This is a genomic window from Bradyrhizobium sp. SZCCHNS3052, from assembly GCF_032484495.1.
Taxonomy (GTDB): Bacteria; Pseudomonadota; Alphaproteobacteria; order Rhizobiales; family Xanthobacteraceae; genus Bradyrhizobium.
This window is the reverse complement of the sequence record NZ_JAUETB010000016.1, coordinates 71,720-88,343: the sequence shown is the minus strand read 5'-3', so window position 1 is coordinate 88,343 and position 16,624 is coordinate 71,720. Positions and strand designations below refer to the sequence as shown.

The 16,624-nt window shown below is 65.2% G+C and carries 12 protein-coding genes; 5 read left to right on the top strand and 7 right to left on the bottom strand.

What is annotated here, in order from left to right:
- Positions 1 to 239 precede the first annotated feature (239 nt).
- Positions 240 to 4,976, bottom strand: coding sequence for a glutamate synthase large subunit (gltB, locus tag QX073_RS31455; protein WP_316226919.1), 4,737 nt, complete (start codon positions 4,974 to 4,976; stop codon positions 240 to 242).
- A 549-nt stretch (positions 4,977 to 5,525) separates the two neighbouring features.
- Between gltB and QX073_RS31450 the strand changes: the two genes are divergently transcribed.
- The gene (locus tag QX073_RS31450) at positions 5,526 to 6,479 is read left to right on the top strand and encodes a hypothetical protein (protein ID WP_316226918.1); all 954 of its coding nucleotides are present in this window, start codon (positions 5,526 to 5,528) and stop codon (positions 6,477 to 6,479) included.
- A 186-nt stretch (positions 6,480 to 6,665) separates the two neighbouring features.
- On the opposite strand, the gene QX073_RS31445 is transcribed toward QX073_RS31450, so the two are convergent.
- Together QX073_RS31445 and QX073_RS31440 are read right to left on the bottom strand one after the other, a co-directional pair.
- Positions 6,666 to 7,430 (bottom strand): alpha/beta hydrolase, encoded by a 765-nt coding sequence (locus QX073_RS31445; RefSeq protein ID WP_316226917.1) that lies wholly within the window; start codon positions 7,428 to 7,430, stop codon positions 6,666 to 6,668.
- A 161-nt stretch (positions 7,431 to 7,591) separates the two neighbouring features.
- Positions 7,592 to 8,071 carry an Hsp20 family protein gene (locus QX073_RS31440; protein WP_315716558.1) on the bottom strand — a complete coding sequence of 160 codons (480 nt, stop codon included), beginning with the start codon at positions 8,069 to 8,071 and terminating at the stop codon, positions 7,592 to 7,594.
- A gap of 193 nt (positions 8,072 to 8,264) precedes the next feature.
- On the opposite strand from QX073_RS31440, the gene QX073_RS31435 reads away from it, so the two are divergent.
- The gene (locus tag QX073_RS31435; protein ID WP_315769296.1) at positions 8,265 to 9,212 is read left to right on the top strand and encodes an alpha/beta hydrolase; all 948 of its coding nucleotides are present in this window, start codon (positions 8,265 to 8,267) and stop codon (positions 9,210 to 9,212) included.
- A gap of 82 nt (positions 9,213 to 9,294) precedes the next feature.
- Entirely contained in the window at positions 9,295 to 10,143 is an 849-nt protein-coding gene (locus tag QX073_RS31430) for a tetratricopeptide repeat protein (protein ID WP_316226916.1), read from the top strand.
- On the opposite strand, the gene QX073_RS31425 is transcribed toward QX073_RS31430, so the two are convergent.
- From QX073_RS31425 to QX073_RS31415, 3 genes are all read right to left on the bottom strand, one after another.
- Positions 10,133 to 10,843, bottom strand: a complete 711-nt coding sequence (locus QX073_RS31425; RefSeq protein ID WP_316174976.1) for a hypothetical protein — start codon at positions 10,841 to 10,843, stop codon at positions 10,133 to 10,135. The two genes, QX073_RS31430 and QX073_RS31425, sit on opposite strands and share 11 nt — an antisense overlap.
- Positions 10,844 to 10,931: 88 nt before the next feature.
- Positions 10,932 to 12,494, bottom strand: a complete 1,563-nt coding sequence (locus QX073_RS31420) for a TadE/TadG family type IV pilus assembly protein (RefSeq protein ID WP_316226915.1) — start codon at positions 12,492 to 12,494, stop codon at positions 10,932 to 10,934.
- A gap of 367 nt (positions 12,495 to 12,861) precedes the next feature.
- Entirely contained in the window at positions 12,862 to 14,064 is a 1,203-nt protein-coding gene (locus QX073_RS31415; protein ID WP_316167859.1) for an ABC transporter substrate-binding protein, read from the bottom strand.
- A gap of 151 nt (positions 14,065 to 14,215) precedes the next feature.
- On the opposite strand from QX073_RS31415, the gene QX073_RS31410 reads away from it, so the two are divergent.
- The gene (locus QX073_RS31410; RefSeq protein WP_316226914.1) at positions 14,216 to 14,890 is read left to right on the top strand and encodes a GntR family transcriptional regulator; all 675 of its coding nucleotides are present in this window, start codon (positions 14,216 to 14,218) and stop codon (positions 14,888 to 14,890) included.
- Positions 14,891 to 15,360: 470 nt separating this feature from the next.
- Positions 15,361 to 15,507: a hypothetical protein gene (locus QX073_RS31405; RefSeq protein ID WP_315716719.1), complete on the top strand. Its 147-nt coding sequence runs from the start codon at positions 15,361 to 15,363 to the stop codon at positions 15,505 to 15,507.
- A gap of 129 nt (positions 15,508 to 15,636) precedes the next feature.
- Here the strand turns inward: QX073_RS31405 and QX073_RS31400 are convergent, their stop codons facing one another.
- The gene (locus tag QX073_RS31400; RefSeq protein WP_316167855.1) at positions 15,637 to 16,536 is read right to left on the bottom strand and encodes a LysR family transcriptional regulator; all 900 of its coding nucleotides are present in this window, start codon (positions 16,534 to 16,536) and stop codon (positions 15,637 to 15,639) included.
- Positions 16,537 to 16,624 lie beyond the last annotated feature (88 nt).

The following is a 16,624-nucleotide window of genomic DNA, read 5'->3' as shown; positions in this document are numbered from 1 at the left end:
CGGGACGGCGCGTTAGCGCCGGCCCCGGAATCTCGAAGTTGTGGGGCGAGATCCCGGGTTCGCGCTTCGCGCGCCCCGGAATGACGCCGTCTCTCATTCGCTCCGTCATTGCGAGGAGTGTCAGCGACGAAGCAATCCAGACTTTCTCCTGGGCCCTGGATTGCTTCCGCCTACGCCCCAAGGGGCTTCGGCGGACAAGTCGCTGCGCTCGCAATGACGCCTTGGTTGTGGCCTGCGCCTCAGGCCCCGATCGCGATCTTGGGCTCGGCGTCGGCGTTGGCGGCGAGCTCCTTCAGGGCACGGCGGTATTCGACCGGCATCACCTTGCGGAACTTCGGCGCATAGTCCTTCCAGTTCGCCAGGATGTCGGCGGCGCGCTTGGAGCCGGTGGCCTTGGCGTGGCGCGAGATCAGCACGTGCAGCCGCTCGACGTCGGACGCCAGCAGGTTCTTGAACACGTCGACCCGGCCATGCGCCTCGAGGTCGCCCATCTGGTGATAGGTGTCCTCTGCGATCATCTCCTCGGACAGCACCGGCTCGAGCTCGACCATCGCCATGTTGCAGTGCTTGTCGAAGTCACCGGCCTCGTCGAGCACATAGGCGACGCCGCCCGACATGCCGGCCGCGAAGTTGCGCCCGGTCTTGCCGAGCACGACGACGATGCCGCCGGTCATGTATTCGCAGCAATGATCGCCCGCGCCCTCGACCACGGCGACCGCGCCCGAGTTACGGACCGCGAAGCGCTCGCCGGCGATGCCGCGGAAGAAGCACTCGCCGGAGATCGCGCCGTACATCACGGTGTTGCCGACGATGATCGATTCCTCGGGCACGATGCCGGAGTTGCGCGGCGGCTTGACGATGATGCGGCCGCCCGACAGGCCCTTGCCGACGTAGTCGTTGCCTTCGCCTTCGAGCTCGAAGGTGACGCCGTTGGCGAGCCAGGCACCGAAGGCCTGACCGGCGGTGCCCTTCAGGCTGACATGGATGGTGTCCTGCGGCAGGCCGGCATGGCCGTAGATCTTGGCCACCGCGCCCGAGAGCATCGCGCCCGCCGAACGGTCGGTGTTGTTGATCTCGGCCTCGATCTTGACCGGCGCGCCGCGGTCGAGCGCGGGCTTGGCCTGCTCGATCAGCTTGCGGTCGAGCACGGCCTCGAGGTGATGGTCCTGCGCCTCGGCGTGATGGATCTTCTGGCCCGGCGCCTCCTTCTGCTTGACGAACAGCTTGGAGAAGTCGAGGCCCTTGGCTTTCCAATGCGCCACCAGGCGGGACTGGTCGAGCATCTGGGTCTGGCCGACCATCTCGTTGAACGAACGGTAGCCGAGGCTCGCCATGATCTCGCGGACTTCCTCGGCGACGAAGAAGAAGAAGTTGATCACGTGCTCGGGCTGGCCGGTGAAGCGCTTGCGCAGCACCGGGTCCTGGGTGGCGACGCCGACCGGGCAGGTGTTGAGATGGCACTTGCGCATCATGATGCAGCCGGCGGCGATCAAGGGGGCGGTGGCGAAGCCGAATTCGTCGGCGCCGAGCAGGGCGCCGATGACGACGTCACGACCGGTGCGGAAGCCGCCGTCGACCTGGACCACGATGCGGCTGCGCAGCCGCTCGCGCACCAGCGTCTGGTGCGTTTCGGCAAGGCCGATCTCCCACGGCGAGCCCGCATGCTTGATCGAGGTGAGGGGAGAGGCACCGGTGCCGCCCTCGAAGCCCGCGATCGTGACATGGTCGGCGCGCGCCTTGGCAACGCCGGCGGCAACCGTGCCGACGCCGACTTCGGAGACGAGCTTGACCGAGACCTGGCCGTCTGGATTGACGTTCTTCAGGTCGTAGATCAGCTGCGCGAGATCCTCGATCGAGTAGATGTCGTGGTGCGGCGGCGGCGAGATCAGGCCGACACCCGGCGTCGAGTGACGCACCTTGGCGATGGTGGCGTCGACCTTGTGGCCGGGCAACTGGCCGCCTTCGCCGGGCTTGGCACCCTGCGCCATCTTGATCTGCATCATGTCGGAGTTGACGAGATATTCCGTCGTCACGCCGAACCGGCCCGAGGCGACCTGCTTGATCGCCGAGCGCATGGAATCGCCGTTCGGCATCGGCTTGAAACGGTCGGCTTCCTCGCCGCCCTCGCCGGTGTTCGACTTGCCGCCGATCCGGTTCATGGCGATCGCGAGCGTGGTGTGCGCCTCGCGCGAGATCGAGCCGAACGACATCGCACCCGTGGCGAAGCGCTTGACGATCTCCTTCGCCGGCTCGACCTCGTCGAGCGGGACCGGCTTGCGCTTGTCGTCCTCGGCCGACTTGATCCGGAACAGACCGCGCAGGGTCAGAAGCCGCTCGGACTGCTCGTTGAGCAGCCTGGCGAACGCCTGGTAGCGCTCCCTGGAATTGCCGCGCACGGCATGCTGCAGCGTCGCGACCGATTCCGCGGTCCAGGCATGGTCCTCGCCACGGGTGCGGAAGGCGTATTCGCCGCCGACGTCGAGCGCGGTCTTGTAGACCAGCGCGTCGCCGAACGCGTCGCGGTGACGGCGCGTGGTCTCCTCGGCGATCTCGGCCAGACCGACGCCTTCGATACGGGTGTGGGTGCCGTAGAAGAACTTCTGCACGAACTCGGCCTTCAGGCCGACCGCGTCGAAGATCTGCGCGCCGCAATAGGACTGGTAGGTCGAGATGCCCATCTTGGACATGACCTTGAGCAAGCCCTTGCCGATCGACTTGATGTAGCGCTTGACGACCTCGTAGTCGCTCAGCGCGCCCGGCAGCTTGTCCTTGAGCGCGATGATGGTCTCGAAGGCGAGATAAGGATTGATCGCCTCTGCGCCGTAGCCGGCCAGGCAGGCGAAGTGATGCACCTCGCGCGGCTCGCCCGACTCCACCACGAGACCGACCGACGTGCGCAGGCCGGTGCGGATCAGGTGATGATGCACGGCGGCGCAGGCGAGCAGCGACGGGATCGGAATCCGGTCGGCCGAGACCATGCGGTCGGACAGGATGATGATGTTGACGCCCTCGCGCACCGCGGCTTCGGCGCGGCCGCAGAGATCGTCGAGCACCTGCTCGAAGCCGGCCGCGCCCAGGCTCGCATCGAAGGTGGTGTCGAGCGTGCGCGAGACGAAGTGGCTGTCCGACACTTGCGAGATCGAGCGGATCTTCTCGAGGTCCGCATCGGTCAGGATCGGCTGATGCACCTCGAGCCGCTTGGTCGAAGCGACGCCTTCGAGGTCGAACAGGTTCGGCCGCGGACCGATGATCGAGACCAGGCTCATCACCAGCTCCTCGCGGATCGGGTCGATCGGCGGGTTGGTGACCTGGGCGAAGTTCTGCTTGAAGTAGGTGAAGAGCAGCTTCGGCTTGTCCGACAGCGCCGAGATCGGCGTGTCGTTGCCCATCGAGCCCGTGGCCTCCTCGCCGGTCGCCGCCATCGGCGTCATCAGGATCGCGATGTCTTCCTGGCTGTAGCCGAACGCCTGCTGCCGGTCCAAGAGCGGCAGGTTGGTGCGCGCGCCCATGGTCGGCGCGTCCGGCAGCTTCTCGACCTGGATCTGTGTGCGCGCGAGCCACTCGGTGTAGGGATGGCTGGCGGCGAGCTGCGCCTTGATCTCGTCGTCCGGGATCAGGCGCCCCTCCTCGAGATCGACGAGCAGCATCTTGCCCGGCTGCAGCCGCCATTTGGTGACGATCTGCTCCTCCGGAATCTTCAAGACGCCCATTTCGGACGCCATCACGATGCGGTCGTCCTTGGTGACGAGGTAGCGCGCCGGCCGCAGGCCGTTGCGGTCGAGCGTGGCGCCGATCTGGCGGCCGTCGGTGAAGGCGATTGCGGCCGGGCCGTCCCACGGCTCCATCAGCGCGGCGTGATATTCGTAGAACGAGCGGCGCTCCTCGCTCATCAGCGGATTGCCGGCCCACGCCTCCGGGATCATCATCATGACCGCGTGCGGCAGCGAGTAGCCGCCCTGCACCAGGAATTCGAGCGCGTTGTCGAAGCAGGCGGTGTCGGACTGGCCTTCATAGGAGATCGGCCAGAGCCGGCTGATGTCCTTGCCGAACAGCTCCGATGACACCGACGCCTGGCGCGCCGCCATCCAGTTGACGTTGCCGCGCAGCGTGTTGATCTCGCCATTATGCGCGATCATCCGGTACGGGTGAGCCAGCGACCAGGTCGGGAAGGTGTTGGTCGAGAAGCGCTGATGCACCAGCGCCAGCGCGCTCTCGAAGTCCGGCTCGTGCAGGTCGGCGTAGTACTTGCCGAGCTGGTCGGCCAGGAACATGCCCTTGTAGATCACGGTCCGGCACGACATCGAGCAGGGGTAATAGCCCGACATGCCGCGGTCGCGGCGCTGATAGATCGCCTGCGAGATCGACTTGCGGAGGATGTAGAGCTTGCGCTCGAACTCGTCCTCGGTCTTGGCGGCGCCGTTGCGGCCGATGAACACCTGCATGCTGCGCGGCTCGGTCGGCTTGACGGTCACCCCCAGCGAGGAGTTGTCGGTCGGCACGTCGCGCCAGCCGAGCAGCACCAGGCCTTCGTCCTCGATCTGGTCGGCGATGATGCTCTTGATGACGTTCCGCCACGCTTCGTCGCGCGGCATGAACAGCGCGCCGATGGCGTATTCTCCCGGAGCCGGCAGCGTGAAGCCGAGCTCCTTCGCCTTGCGCGAGAAGAAGGCGTGCGGGATCTGCACCAGGATGCCGGCGCCGTCGCCGAAGCGCGGGTCGGCGCCGACGGCGCCGCGGTGCTCCAGATTGCAGAGGATGCTGAGCGCGTCCGCGACGATTTGATGCGACTTCTGGCCCTTGATGTTGGCGATGAAGCCGACGCCGCAGGAATCCTTCTCCTGGCTCGGGTCGTACAGACCTTCGGCTTCAGGACGCCACGTATGCAGCTCGCGGGTGATTTCGGCCGGTTTCTCATGCGAATCCACAGCCAGCACCGCGCCGCCCAAAATTCCGTGCTCGACCTTCGATCCGCTCATATCCGTCCCCATAAATTATTGGTCAGGGCCTTCACCACAGTCCGGTACAGTCCGTCCGGCGCACCCCGGGCGCTGCGCGGGCCCCTCTCCGGAGCCAACGCTCGTCCTTCTCAGCGAGCCGCATTTGCAGAATTCAGGCCAGTGTCCGGGGGACCATGTCCCCGCTGGACGACCGCGGCCTGTTCATGTCGCAGCGCCCTCAGGCGCCGTAACATCATTGCAAAGTCTCGGTCACCTTTGCAACGAAATTTTAGACAGCATTTCTGTCCTAAACCGCAAGATGCCAAACTTTAACCTATCACACAAGCACTGCGGAGTCCTGAGGTCCGGGCGCCGCACACGCTCATTCCCCGGCAAATCTTCCGCTTCTGCCACTGACCGATCGATCCGGCCGGGCCGGCGATCACGCGCCGCGCTCGATTTTGAAACCTAACGCCCCGATCCCGCCCTCTCGCCGACCCAGGACCGCCGGAATCACGGCAGAACTTCCGCGGCACTTGAGAAGAAGCGAACAGCTTCACGTGCGGGGGCATGCAGGAGCTTTGAGCCATGAAGTTGCTAGTTGGAGTCGTCTCGGCCGCGTTGATCGCGCCGTTTGCCGCGCAGGCCGAGCCGTTGCCGCCACAGGGCGTCCGTGCGCCCTACACGGTGGTCTCCGATTTCGATACGCCTTATTCGGACCTGCCGCCGCCGGCCGTCGTGCCCGCACCGCCGCCGCGTTACGGCTATCGGCCGGGCCCTGACTACGGCTACCGCGACGAGCGCTATGTGCCGCCGGCGCCGGTCTACCGTCAGGACGGTTACCAGCAGGAGTATGGCTATGCACCGGCGTTCCTGCCGGTGCATGAGGTCTATGCGATTCTGCGCGACAACGGTTTCTCGCCGCTCGGCGCACCGCGCCAGCGCGGCAATGTCTGGGTCGTGGCGGTGCTCGATCGCCAGGGCGAGGACGGCAAGCTCGTGGTCGATGCTCGCTCCGGCCGCATCATCCGCTTCGTGCCGGCGTTCCAATGGGGCGAGGAGTACGAGCGGATGCGCTATGAGCCGAGCCCGCGCGGCGGCCTCGACCGCCTGCCGCCGCCGAGCGTGATCCGGGCCGATCCGCGCCTGGTGCCGCCGATGCCGGCTGCGCCGCGCGTTGCCACCGCGGTGCCGGTCCAGCCGAAGGTGCCGACGCCTGCCGCACGGCCGAGTGCTCCGGCACCGCAGACCGCCGCGCTCAATCCGAAGCCGGCCGAGGCGGTCAAGCCGGTCGCGCCCAGCCCCGCGGACATCAAGCCGGCCGAGGCCAAGCCTTCAGAGGCCAAGCCTTCAGAAGCCAAGCCTTCAGAAGCTAAGGCTTCAGACGCAAAGGCTTCAGACGCAAAACCCTCTGAGCCGAAGCCGGTGCAATCGGCCGCGGCCGCGCCGCAGACGACCGGCTCCGTCGCAGCGCCCACGGCGAAGCCCGTGCCCCAGATCCTGCCGACGGCAAAGATGCCGGCTGTACAGGGTTTGGAATAGAGGCAGTCAGACGGTCTGCCCGGCCGCTTGCCACCACCAAAGCTGTCATCGCCCGGCTCGACCGGGCGATAACGTAACCCCGGCATCTCGGTCAGTCACGACTGCCACGGCGACCTGGATGCCCGCTTTCGCGGGCATGACAGGTCGTTTGGAGCAGCCGATGAGATCCCAGCGCGATCGGTCGCACTACTCGTGCTGACCGGCGGCCTTCAGGATCAGATCAGCGATCTCCTTCGGATGCGACACCAGCGACAGGTGCCCGGCGTCCAGCTCGATCGTGGTCGCCTTCATGCGGTGGGCCAGGAAGCGCTCGAAATCCGGATCGATCGTCTTGTCCTGCTTCGACACCGCATAGAATGACGGCTTGTCGTGCCACGCCGCCTGGGTGGTGCGGTTGCCGAAGATCGTCGCCGCGGTCGGCCATTGCACCGCATAGAGTTCCTTCGCCGTCGTCGCATCGACACCATTGGCGAAGTCCTTCAGGAAGGCGTCCTCGTTGAGCTTGGTCTCGCCGTCGTGGTCGACGATGCCGGCGCGTGCCGGCGGTGTTGGATATTGCCCGGCGAGCTTGACGAAATCCTCGCCCGCATCGGGGGCCCGGGCCGCGACATAGACCAGCGCGCTGACCTTCGGATCGGTGCCGACCTCGCTCACGACCGTGCCACCCCAGGAATGGCCGACCAGCACGGCCGGCCCATCCTGCTCGGCCAGGGCGCGGCGGGTGGCGGCCGCGGAATCCGCGAGCGAGGTCAGCGGATTCTGCACGGCCGTGACCTTGAGGCCGGCCGCCTGCAGATAGGGGATGACCTTGGCCCAGCTCGAGCCATCGGCCCAGGCGCCGTGCACCAGCACGACGTTGTGGACCTTGGGCGGCTGCGCGGGCTCGGCGAGGGCGGGGCCTGCGGAGATCAGCAGCGCGGCGGCGCAGGTGAGGGTGCGAAGAAGGTCCATGTCACGGCTCCAAGCCCGGTTGACGAGGCGATCATTGGCGTCTTCGCGAGCTGAGAGCTGGCCGTTACCAGTGGTCACGATCGTTTGACTGCACTGCAGCGAGACATGAAAAAACGCCCCGGTTGCCCGGGGCGCTCCTATTCCAGAATGAGGATGTGCTGTTAGGCGGCGGCCTTCTCGGCCGAGCCTTCGATCACCGGCTGCTCGGCGGCCTGCGCGCCGGTCGAGATCGGAATCGAGCGGGGCTTCTTCGCTTCCGGAATCTCGCGTACGAGGTCGACGTGGAGCAGGCCGTTTTCGAGACTGGCGTTCTTCACCACCACGTGGTCGGCGAGCTGGAACGAGCGCTCGAAGGCCCGGGCGGCGATGCCGCGATACAGCACCTCGGCCTTTTTGCCGTTCTCGTTGGCGGCCTTCTCGCCCTTGATCGTCAGCGTGTTTTCCTTCGCGACGAGGGAGAGCTCATCCTTGCCAAAGCCGGAGACGGCGACGGTGATGCGGTAAGCGTTCTCACCGGTGCGCTCGATGTTGTAGGGCGGATAGCCGGGGGTGGGCTCGGCGGTGGCCTGGTCGAGCAGCGAGAACAGACGGTCGAAACCGACGGTGGAACGATAGAAGGGGGTGAGGTCGTAGGTACGCATGGTCAAAGTCCTCCATTGAGCGACTGTTGGCTAACCCGCCCGCCATCGGGCCGGGCTGTCGTGCAGCCTGACGCGGCCTGCACGATCTCGATATGGGTCGGACGTTTCGACCTTCAAGGGCGCCCGAGACCTGCTCTTTTTGCCGTTCCACCCCTTGATTCCCGCTGCCTTTCACCTATTCGATGGGCGCCTCATGACGCTCGTCTCGATTCCCGCCAATCCCGTTCCCGAAAACGTCACTGCCGGCACCATCAAGACCCCTGATGGCGCCGAGCTGCGCTTTGCGCGCTGGGCGCCGCCGGCCGGGCGCAAGGGCACGGTGTGCGTGTTCACCGGCCGCAGCGAGATGATCGAGAAGTATTTCGAGACGGTGCGCGATCTGCGCGATCGCGGCTTTGCGGTCGCCATCATCGACTGGCGCGGCCAGGGCCATTCGTCACGGCGCCTGCGCGATTCCCGCAAGGGCTATGTGCGCTCGTTCTCCGACTACGAGACCGACGTGGAGACCTTCGTCACGCAAGTCGTGCTGCCGGATTGTCCGCCGCCTTATTTCGCGCTGGCGCATTCGATGGGCGGCACGGTGCTGCTGCGGCTCGCGCATGCCGGCAAGCGCTGGTTCGATCGCGTCGTGCTGTCGGCGCCGATGATCGACCTTCCGGACAGCCGCACCGCGCTGCCGGCGCGGCTGTTGCTGCGGGCGATGCGCATCGCCGGACAGGGCGGTCGCTACGTGCCGGGCGGCAACGACGAGATCAGCGGGCTGGCGCCGTTCGTCAACAATCCTCTGACGTCCGATCCGGTCCGCTATGCCCGCAACGCCGCGATCCTCGAAGAAGATCCGACGCTCGGCATCGCCTCGCCCACGGTCGCCTGGGCCGACGCGGCCTTCTCGGCGATGATGACCTTCCGCGGCATGACCTATCCCTCCCAGATCCGCCAGCCGATCCTGATGCTGGCGGCGTCCAGCGACACCGTGGTGTCGACCGCGGCGATCGAGGAGTTCGCCTATCATCTGCGCGCCGGCTCGCATCTCGTCATCGCCGGTGCCAAGCACGAGATCCTGCAGGAGCAGGACCGCTACCGCTCGCAGTTCTGGGCCGCGTTCGACGCCTTCGTGCCGGGCACGCCGCTGTTCGGGTGAGCCGTCCTGCCGTCCGCTGGACACCCCTGGGTCCTGCGGGCTAGAGCTACCGGCCAACCCCCTCGCGTTGTGACGGCTGGTCGTGAGCAAGGCGCAGAACAGATTGCAGGCGCAGGCGCTGCAGGAGGCGATCCACGCGCTGCGCGCGCGGCAGTTCGCGCGCGCCGAGCAGATCGCCGCCTCGATTCTGCGCACGGCCAGGACCGACCGCGCCGCGCTGCTCGTCCAGGCCCATGCGCTGCTCGGCCAACAGCGCGCGAGCGAAGCGATCGCGGCGCTCGAGAAGGCGGCGCTCCGCGGCAGCGATCCGGAACTCGAGACACTGCTCGGCGCTGCCTTGTGCGAATCCAGACGCGCCGCCGACGGCATCGCGCAGTTGCGCAAGACTGCGGCGCGGCGGCCGGCTTTTCTGCCGGCGTTCCAGGAGCTGGCGGGGCGGCTTGCCAAGTCGGGACAGCTTGGTGAAGCCATCGCCGTGATCGAGGAGGCGCTGACGCTGTCACCCGACAGCGTCGACCTCCAGCTCGATCTCGGACGCCTCTCTCTTCAGGCCAATGACCGCGTTCGTGCCCGCAACCACCTGTTGGCGGCGCGCGAGGCCGCCCCGGGACGGCCCGACATCCTGATCGAGCTCGCCTGGGTGCAGTTCCTCGACGGCGACTATGCCGAGGCCGCCGGCACCTACCGCCATGCGCTCGGCCTGCGGCCTGAGGACACGCAGACCCGCGCCAACCTCGCTATGTGCCTGATGGAGATGGGCGACCGCGCCGGGGCCGAGGCGGCGCTGCGCACGGTGGTGCGCGGCCGGCCGCATCTGTTGAGCCGCGCGGCCTATACGATGGTCGTTAGCTCGCATGGCCGCTTCTTTTTCCGGCCGAGCGATGCGGCGAAGTTCCTTCAGGTCGACGGCGTGGCCGCCCTCAAGCCCTGAACCGCTTGCGATAGACGCCGGTCTCGCGCTTCAGCGCCTCGCGCACCTCGTGAATCTCCGCGATTTCCTCTTCGGTGAAGGCCGAGGTCTGCATCGTCCACGCCTGCCGCTTCACCGGAATGCATTGCGCGACCGGCGTACCCTTTGGCAGCACGCCGCGGAACGACGTGTCGTGCCAATGCGCCGGAAAATGCACGAAGCTATCGTGAAAGCGGTCGCTGTCGACGAGGCCGGTCACGGTGGTGAAGGGCAGGTCGAAGCGGTTGACGGGATGCGTGAACAGCAATGCCCAGCCCTCCGGCGCCTCGATCGTCCAGAGATTGTGAAACTTGAGCAGGAAGCGGTCGGCCTCGAACAGCGGCGAGCCCGTGACCTGCGCGACGTCGTGGAAGCTGATCGGCGAGCGCGGAAAATCGATCGCACCGCCCGGCGGCAGCTCGTTGTCCCAGCTGATCCCGCCATCCTCGACCGTGAGATCGCAGATCAGCGGAATGAGGAAGCCCGTCGTCATCGCGTCGATGAAGGGCGGGCAGCGCTTGACGGTCTGCTCCTCGGCCTGGTTGAGCGCGCTGAACGCGGTGGCCGGCATCGTCTTGACCCAGTCGGGAACGCCCATCGGCGCCGGCACCGGCTGCGGAATGAGGCCTTCCAGCTCCTTCGGACAGCGAAATTTCAGCGTGAGCGGATCAGTCTCGGACATGGGCGCCGCGGCTCTTTCGTGGTCGACGGTAGAGGTCTACGCCTTCGGCGCCGAAAGTCCAACGGCCGAGCCTGGGCTTGTCTCTGCTCTATCTCGTCAGATGCGCCTCGGACACCGCATGATTGAACATCGCGTTCAGCGCCGACGTGATGTCGGCGGGCGTGTTCGCCGTATAGAAGAATCCCGGCGAGGCGCAGGCCTTCAGGCTCGGCGGAATCGAAGGAATGTTGCTGTTGGCATAGTCGTCTTCGTCACCGGCGAAGGATGCGTTCACCGGATTGATCACCTGATAGGGAATGTAGAGAACTGAGATGACGATGCCGCGGTTCTTCAGCGGTGTGCAGGAGGTGTTCGGATCGATCACGGTGGCATGATTGCTGCCGGACCATGAGCCATTGGGCACGCCCTTCACTTGCGGGTCTTGCGCGCCGTCGGTGACCAGGAACACGTAGGGCAGGGTATTGGTCGAGGCGCTGCCGTTCCCGACATTGACGATCAGGTTGTTGACGCTGGACAGGGCCGTGTCGATATGCGTTCCGCCCGAGCCGAGAGATGCGTTGGTGTTGGTGTCGAGCAGCGTCGCAAGGTTGGCCGCCGCATAGTTGATGGTGGTCGAATCCGTCGTCGAGCCGTTGATGCTGCTGGTGAGCGGAAAGTAGGAATAGAGATATCGGATGAAGGGGTAGAGCCCGATCCGGAACTGGTTGTTGACCTTCTTGGTGTTGTTCGCCGTGACAAACAGCTGGTTCACGGCATAGCCCACGGCATCCAGCCGCAGCTGGATGCACGCATCCGTCCCATCGGTCGGGCAGTTCGCAACGGTCGCCAGGTTCTTGTACAGTGAGTTCGGCAGGCCGGACACGATCGACGACGGCAGTTGAACGCCCATGGGGTAGTTCTTGTTGGTGGTCAGCAGGTTCTTGTAACCGCTCTGGCTGACGCGCGAGATCGCATAGCCCAGGCAATAGTTGTTTGTGGGATATCCCTGGGTCCCTGAATCGGTGCAAGCGCTATTCTGCGGCGAAAAATGGCACGCCAGCGTGCATCCCGTGGGGTATTGCCTGTAGTTGTCCGGGCTGATGGCCTGCATGCGCTGTGCTTCGGACGACGTCGACGGGAGGCCCATCGAGCCCGAGACGTCCAGCGTCAAATAGAAGTCGAGATAGAGTGGCAACGTGACGGAGGAGGACGATTGGCCGCTGACCGTCAGATTCTGATAGCCGATCACCGTCAGGAACGTGGCCGGCACGTTGGCGGTGAATTGCACCTGCGACGTCAGTGTGGACCCGCTCTTCGTGACGGTGCTGGTCTCGGACGTCAATGTGTAGCCTTGAAAGGTAGAGGCGTTGCCCTTGAAGATGTTGTCCGCCTCCGCGACTCCGGCGGTAACGGTTCCGTCCGACGTCATCGCCATCGCCGCTGTATAGCCTGCCGAGTTGACCGAGATCGAGGCGATGCTCGCGGCATCCGCCGCAGACTGGAGCCTGATCTTCATGCGCATGGCCATGGAGTAGTCGGTCGCGCATCCGATCGCCGTGAGAATCGGCAACAGCGCCAGCGCGAATGTGACCGCGATATTGGCCTTGCTGTCGCGGGAGAAGCGCGCGATGGCGGCGCTCGCCCGGCTCGCTGGTCGGCTGATATCCGTCATGCTCTTCCTCAAAAGATCCCGTTGGGGCGGTGAGGACCTGTATTCTTTTCCTTGTTGGCGGTTCCCCCGCGGCGATCATCTCCGCGACTGCTTCAAGGAGACCTGCGGTGAGAACCGGGCAGGAGCCCGCCTCCGCCCGCTCCCCCGGCCGTGAGCAGAGGGTCACGCCGTCGCGCGCGGGACCACATGTGGATGTATGCGGACGCCGATTGCGACTTCGGTTGACCTGCGACGAAACATCGCAGGCGACTGTTGCGATTTTGTTTACGTGGCGAGAGAGAGGCGCCGTCCTCCAATACCGTGCCAGCCCATGCGTGCGCCTGTCGTCAGCGCGGAGCCGCGCCGACGATCCACGGAGCAGCCGCCGCTACTTGGTCGACAGCACCTCGCCGAACCGCTCCCACTGCTTGCCGGTGAAACGCATGAACTGCACCTGCTCGACCGGGAGGTGGTCGGTCTCTGACGTGTTGACCTTGATGCCCGGCAGCAGCATCGGCAGTTCGAGATCCTTGATCGACAGCGCCTGCCGCAAAATGTTCTCGCGCGACAGATCGTTGCCGGCCGCCTTCAGTACTTGCTCCATTACCATGCCGTTGTTGTAGCCGTTGACGTAGTTGGAATCGCGGATGTCGCCGTCGGGCACGTATTTCGCCATATAGTCGCGCCAGCCCTTGACGCCGGCATCGTTGGCCCAGGCGGGATCCAACGGATCCTTGACGTAGGCTGTCGAGATGATGCCGGTGCCGGCCTCCAGTCCCGCCGGCTCCATGACCGATGACATCCACACCGAGACGTTGGTCAGGAACGTCAGCGGCCGCCAGTTGATCTCGAAGGTCTTGCGGATCGCCTGCGCGGCGAATTTCGGCGTCGCGGCGATGATCAGCGCATCGGCGCCGGTCGATTTCAGCTTCACGATCTGCGAGTCGATGGTCGGCTCGGTCGACTCGTAGCTTGCGACGGTCACCGTGCTGTCGAAGCGCTCGCCGAGCACGTCCTTCAGCCCGGCGAGATAGTCGCGGCCGAAATCGTCGTTCTGCGCGAGAATGGCAAAGGTCGAATCCGGCTTCTTCTGCAGCGCGTAGCGCGCATACATCCGCGCTTCGTTGCGGAACGGCGCCATCACGCCCATCAAGGCCAGCGGAAATTGCGCAGGGTCGCCGAACTTCGAGGCGCCCGAGGCCACGAACAGCTGCGGCACCTTCTTGCCCTGGAGATACTTGGCGATCGCGGTGTTGTGCGCGGTGCCCATGGTCGAGAAGATGAACGACACCTCGTCGCTCTCGACCAGCCGTCGCGTCTGCTCCACGGTCTTGGGCGGCACGTAGCTGTCGTCCAGCGAGATCAGGTTGACCTTGCGGCCGTTGATGCCGCCGCGGTCGTTGACCATCTTGAAATAGGCCACCTCGCCCTTGCCGAGGATGCCGAAGGCGGACACTGGCCCGCTATAGGGCATGGTCTGTCCAATGCGGATCTCGCTGGCGGTGATGCCCGGCTGATCCTCCGCCCGAGCGGGTACGGCGAGGACGGACGCGACGACGAGCAATCCTGCCGCTGCGATGGTGCTTCGCATGGATACCTCCCTGATGGGCCGCGCTGCCGGCGGCGTTTTGGCGTTGAGCATAGGGGGATGGCGGAGGCCGTGCAATTAAAATATATTTTTTGATGAAAATATACTTTTAGACTTTGCTAGTGTGAATTGATTGTCCCGCGAGAGTGAGTCGATGTCCGGCAGCGCCACCCAGACCGTCTACGAGCAGTTGCGTGCCAGCCTGCTCGCCGGGCTCTATCGTCCGGAGGAGAAGCTGAAGATCAGCGAGCTCGGATCAGCCTTCTCGGTCAGCACCGGGGCGATCCGCGAGGCGCTGGCGCGGCTCACGGCGGAAGGGCTGGTGACGGCGACGCCGCAGCGCGGCTTCCGCGTGGCGCCGGTCTCGGTGGCCGATCTGCGCGATCTGACCGACATGCGCGTCGAGATCGAGACCAAGTGCCTGCGCCGCGCCATCGCCAACGGTGATCTCGCCTGGGAGACCGCGGTCGTTGCCGCGCATCACCGTCTGGCCGCGACGCCGATCGCGGCCCATGACGGCAGCTTCTCGCCGGCCTGGATGCTGGCGCATGCCGATTTCCATGCCGCGTTGGCCCAGGCCTGTGGCAGCGCCTGGATGATGCGGGTGCGTGATCTCCTGTTTGCACACAACGAGCGCTATCTCGATCTCGCCCGCCAGACCGATCGTGGCAACCGCGATGCCGCGCGTGAGCATCGCGAACTGATGGAGGCGGCGCTGGCGCGCGACACCGAGCGCGCGGTGACGCTCATGATGGCGCATCTCGACAAGACCCGGGACACGATCGAGGCGGCGCTGCTCGCAGCGACGGCGATGAATGAGGCGAAGTAGGATCATATCAGGACGCAGACCGCGAACGTCTTCGCGATCCGTCCCGAGCCGGATGTCACCAGCCGAATGAATGAGGGTCGCCTGACGGCTGCGGCCACTTCATTCGGGGTGACGATGTACTTCGGCTGGGAAACGGGAAACGTCGAATTGCTCGCGCCGCGTATAGATGCGACCGCTCCGCGCGACGCGAACACCGTGCCTCGCGTGCGGCCGTCGTCCACCCTTGTCGTCGACATCGTGCTCCGTTCAGGGCGAGCTAATACGACGATTCAACTTTTTCGAGCGTCGGCGCTTCCCCCGTCTCGATGCAACTGCAAATCCGCCGTCAGTGTTAAGCGGCCTTCATGCCGGGCATGCTGTGCATTCAAGGATGCATTCACCACGCGCCGATCTCTCCAAATTTGGAAACGCCCCGGTAACGCACCGTCCCTCTAGTTAAGTCCACTAACGACATTCAGGAGGAGACATTGATGATGATGATTGTGCGGAAGCTGGTTGGTCCCCATGCGCTCAATTCCGGATTTGGTCTGGTGACCATGTTCTCATTGACGGGCGTGGTCGCTTCTCTCGTGCTGGTCCAGCACGGGGTGAATGTCAGTCCGCCCGCGATGTTCTGATCGGACGGCTCACGACTGCTGACCTTGCCCCAGTTCGGAACGAACTGGGAGTTGGTCCGCAAGACCGGTCCGTCCCGATGTCTTGCGGGCTGCCTGCAACCTATTTCAAGACAAAGTGCCACGGACAGGTCATTCAGGCCGTGAACCGCTCTTCCTGTCGCGTGATCCGATCAGCTCGGCGACGAGCGGATTGGGATAGCGGCGCTGCTGGCTCACGGCGAAGAACTGCTCCTTCAGCGCGCTCAGGCGGGCGCGTTCAACCAGCACGCCGGTACGCAGCTCGTCGATCACGACGATCGACGGCACCAACGTGACGGTGCCGCTCTCGCGGGCCATCAGGCGCAGCATCGCCATGTCGTCGACCTCGGCGGCGATGACCGGACGGATCCCGCTGGATCCGACCAGCGCATCGAAAGCCGAGCGCAGCGCGCTGCCTCGGCCGGGCAGGATCACCGGCGTCGTTGCCAGGTCCTGCGGGAATCGGAATCGCGCGGGCTTGGCCGGCTTGCGGCTAACGAGGCTGACGCGCTGCTCATCGATCAGCGTGTTGTCGAAATTGCTGCGCATGTCTGGCGCCGCCGGATGGTTGGCGAGCACGAGATCGAGCTTGTGGGCGTCGAGCTGCTCCAACAGGTCGCTGAACTGACCGGTGTGGATGATCAGCTCGACGTCGCCGCGCCCGATCAAGGGCTTCAGGAACGCGATCTGGAAGTTGCGCGACAGGTTCGCCGCGGCGCCGACCCGCAGCAGCTGCCGTCCCGGCCGCAGGCCCGACAAGGTCTCGATCAGCTCATGGCCGGACTTGAACACGCTGCCGGCATAGTCGAGCGCGATGCGCCCGGCCTCGGTGAGCTGCAGGGTGCGTCCAATGCGCTCGAACAGCTTCTGCCCGAGCTGCTCCTCCAGCGCCTTCACCTGCACCGACAGCGAGGAGGGCGAGACGTTGAGGCGCTGCGCGGCGCGGCTCATGCTGCCTTCGCCGGCGATGATCCAGAAGTAGCGTAGGTGGTGGTAATTCAGATGCGGCACACAATCATTCTATATTTTATAATGATCAGGTTCAATGATTGAAATTTTAGGAATGAACTGCAGCCCGTAAAGCAAGAGGGAGAGATCG

Coding starts and splice junctions, on each gene's coding strand:
- gltB (WP_316226919.1), bottom strand. CDS start 4,976: ATGAGCGGATCGAAGGTCGAGCACGGAATTTTGGGCGGCGCGGTGCTG.
- QX073_RS31450 (WP_316226918.1), top strand. CDS start 5,526: ATGAAGTTGCTAGTTGGAGTCGTCTCGGCCGCGTTGATCGCGCCGTTT.
- QX073_RS31445 (WP_316226917.1), bottom strand. CDS start 7,430: ATGGACCTTCTTCGCACCCTCACCTGCGCCGCCGCGCTGCTGATCTCC.
- QX073_RS31440 (WP_315716558.1), bottom strand. CDS start 8,071: ATGCGTACCTACGACCTCACCCCCTTCTATCGTTCCACCGTCGGTTTC.
- QX073_RS31435 (WP_315769296.1), top strand. CDS start 8,265: ATGACGCTCGTCTCGATTCCCGCCAATCCCGTTCCCGAAAACGTCACT.
- QX073_RS31425 (WP_316174976.1), bottom strand. CDS start 10,843: ATGTCCGAGACTGATCCGCTCACGCTGAAATTTCGCTGTCCGAAGGAG.
- QX073_RS31420 (WP_316226915.1), bottom strand. CDS start 12,494: ATGACGGATATCAGCCGACCAGCGAGCCGGGCGAGCGCCGCCATCGCG.
- QX073_RS31415 (WP_316167859.1), bottom strand. CDS start 14,064: ATGCGAAGCACCATCGCAGCGGCAGGATTGCTCGTCGTCGCGTCCGTC.
- QX073_RS31410 (WP_316226914.1), top strand. CDS start 14,216: ATGTCCGGCAGCGCCACCCAGACCGTCTACGAGCAGTTGCGTGCCAGC.
- QX073_RS31405 (WP_315716719.1), top strand. CDS start 15,361: ATGATGATGATTGTGCGGAAGCTGGTTGGTCCCCATGCGCTCAATTCC.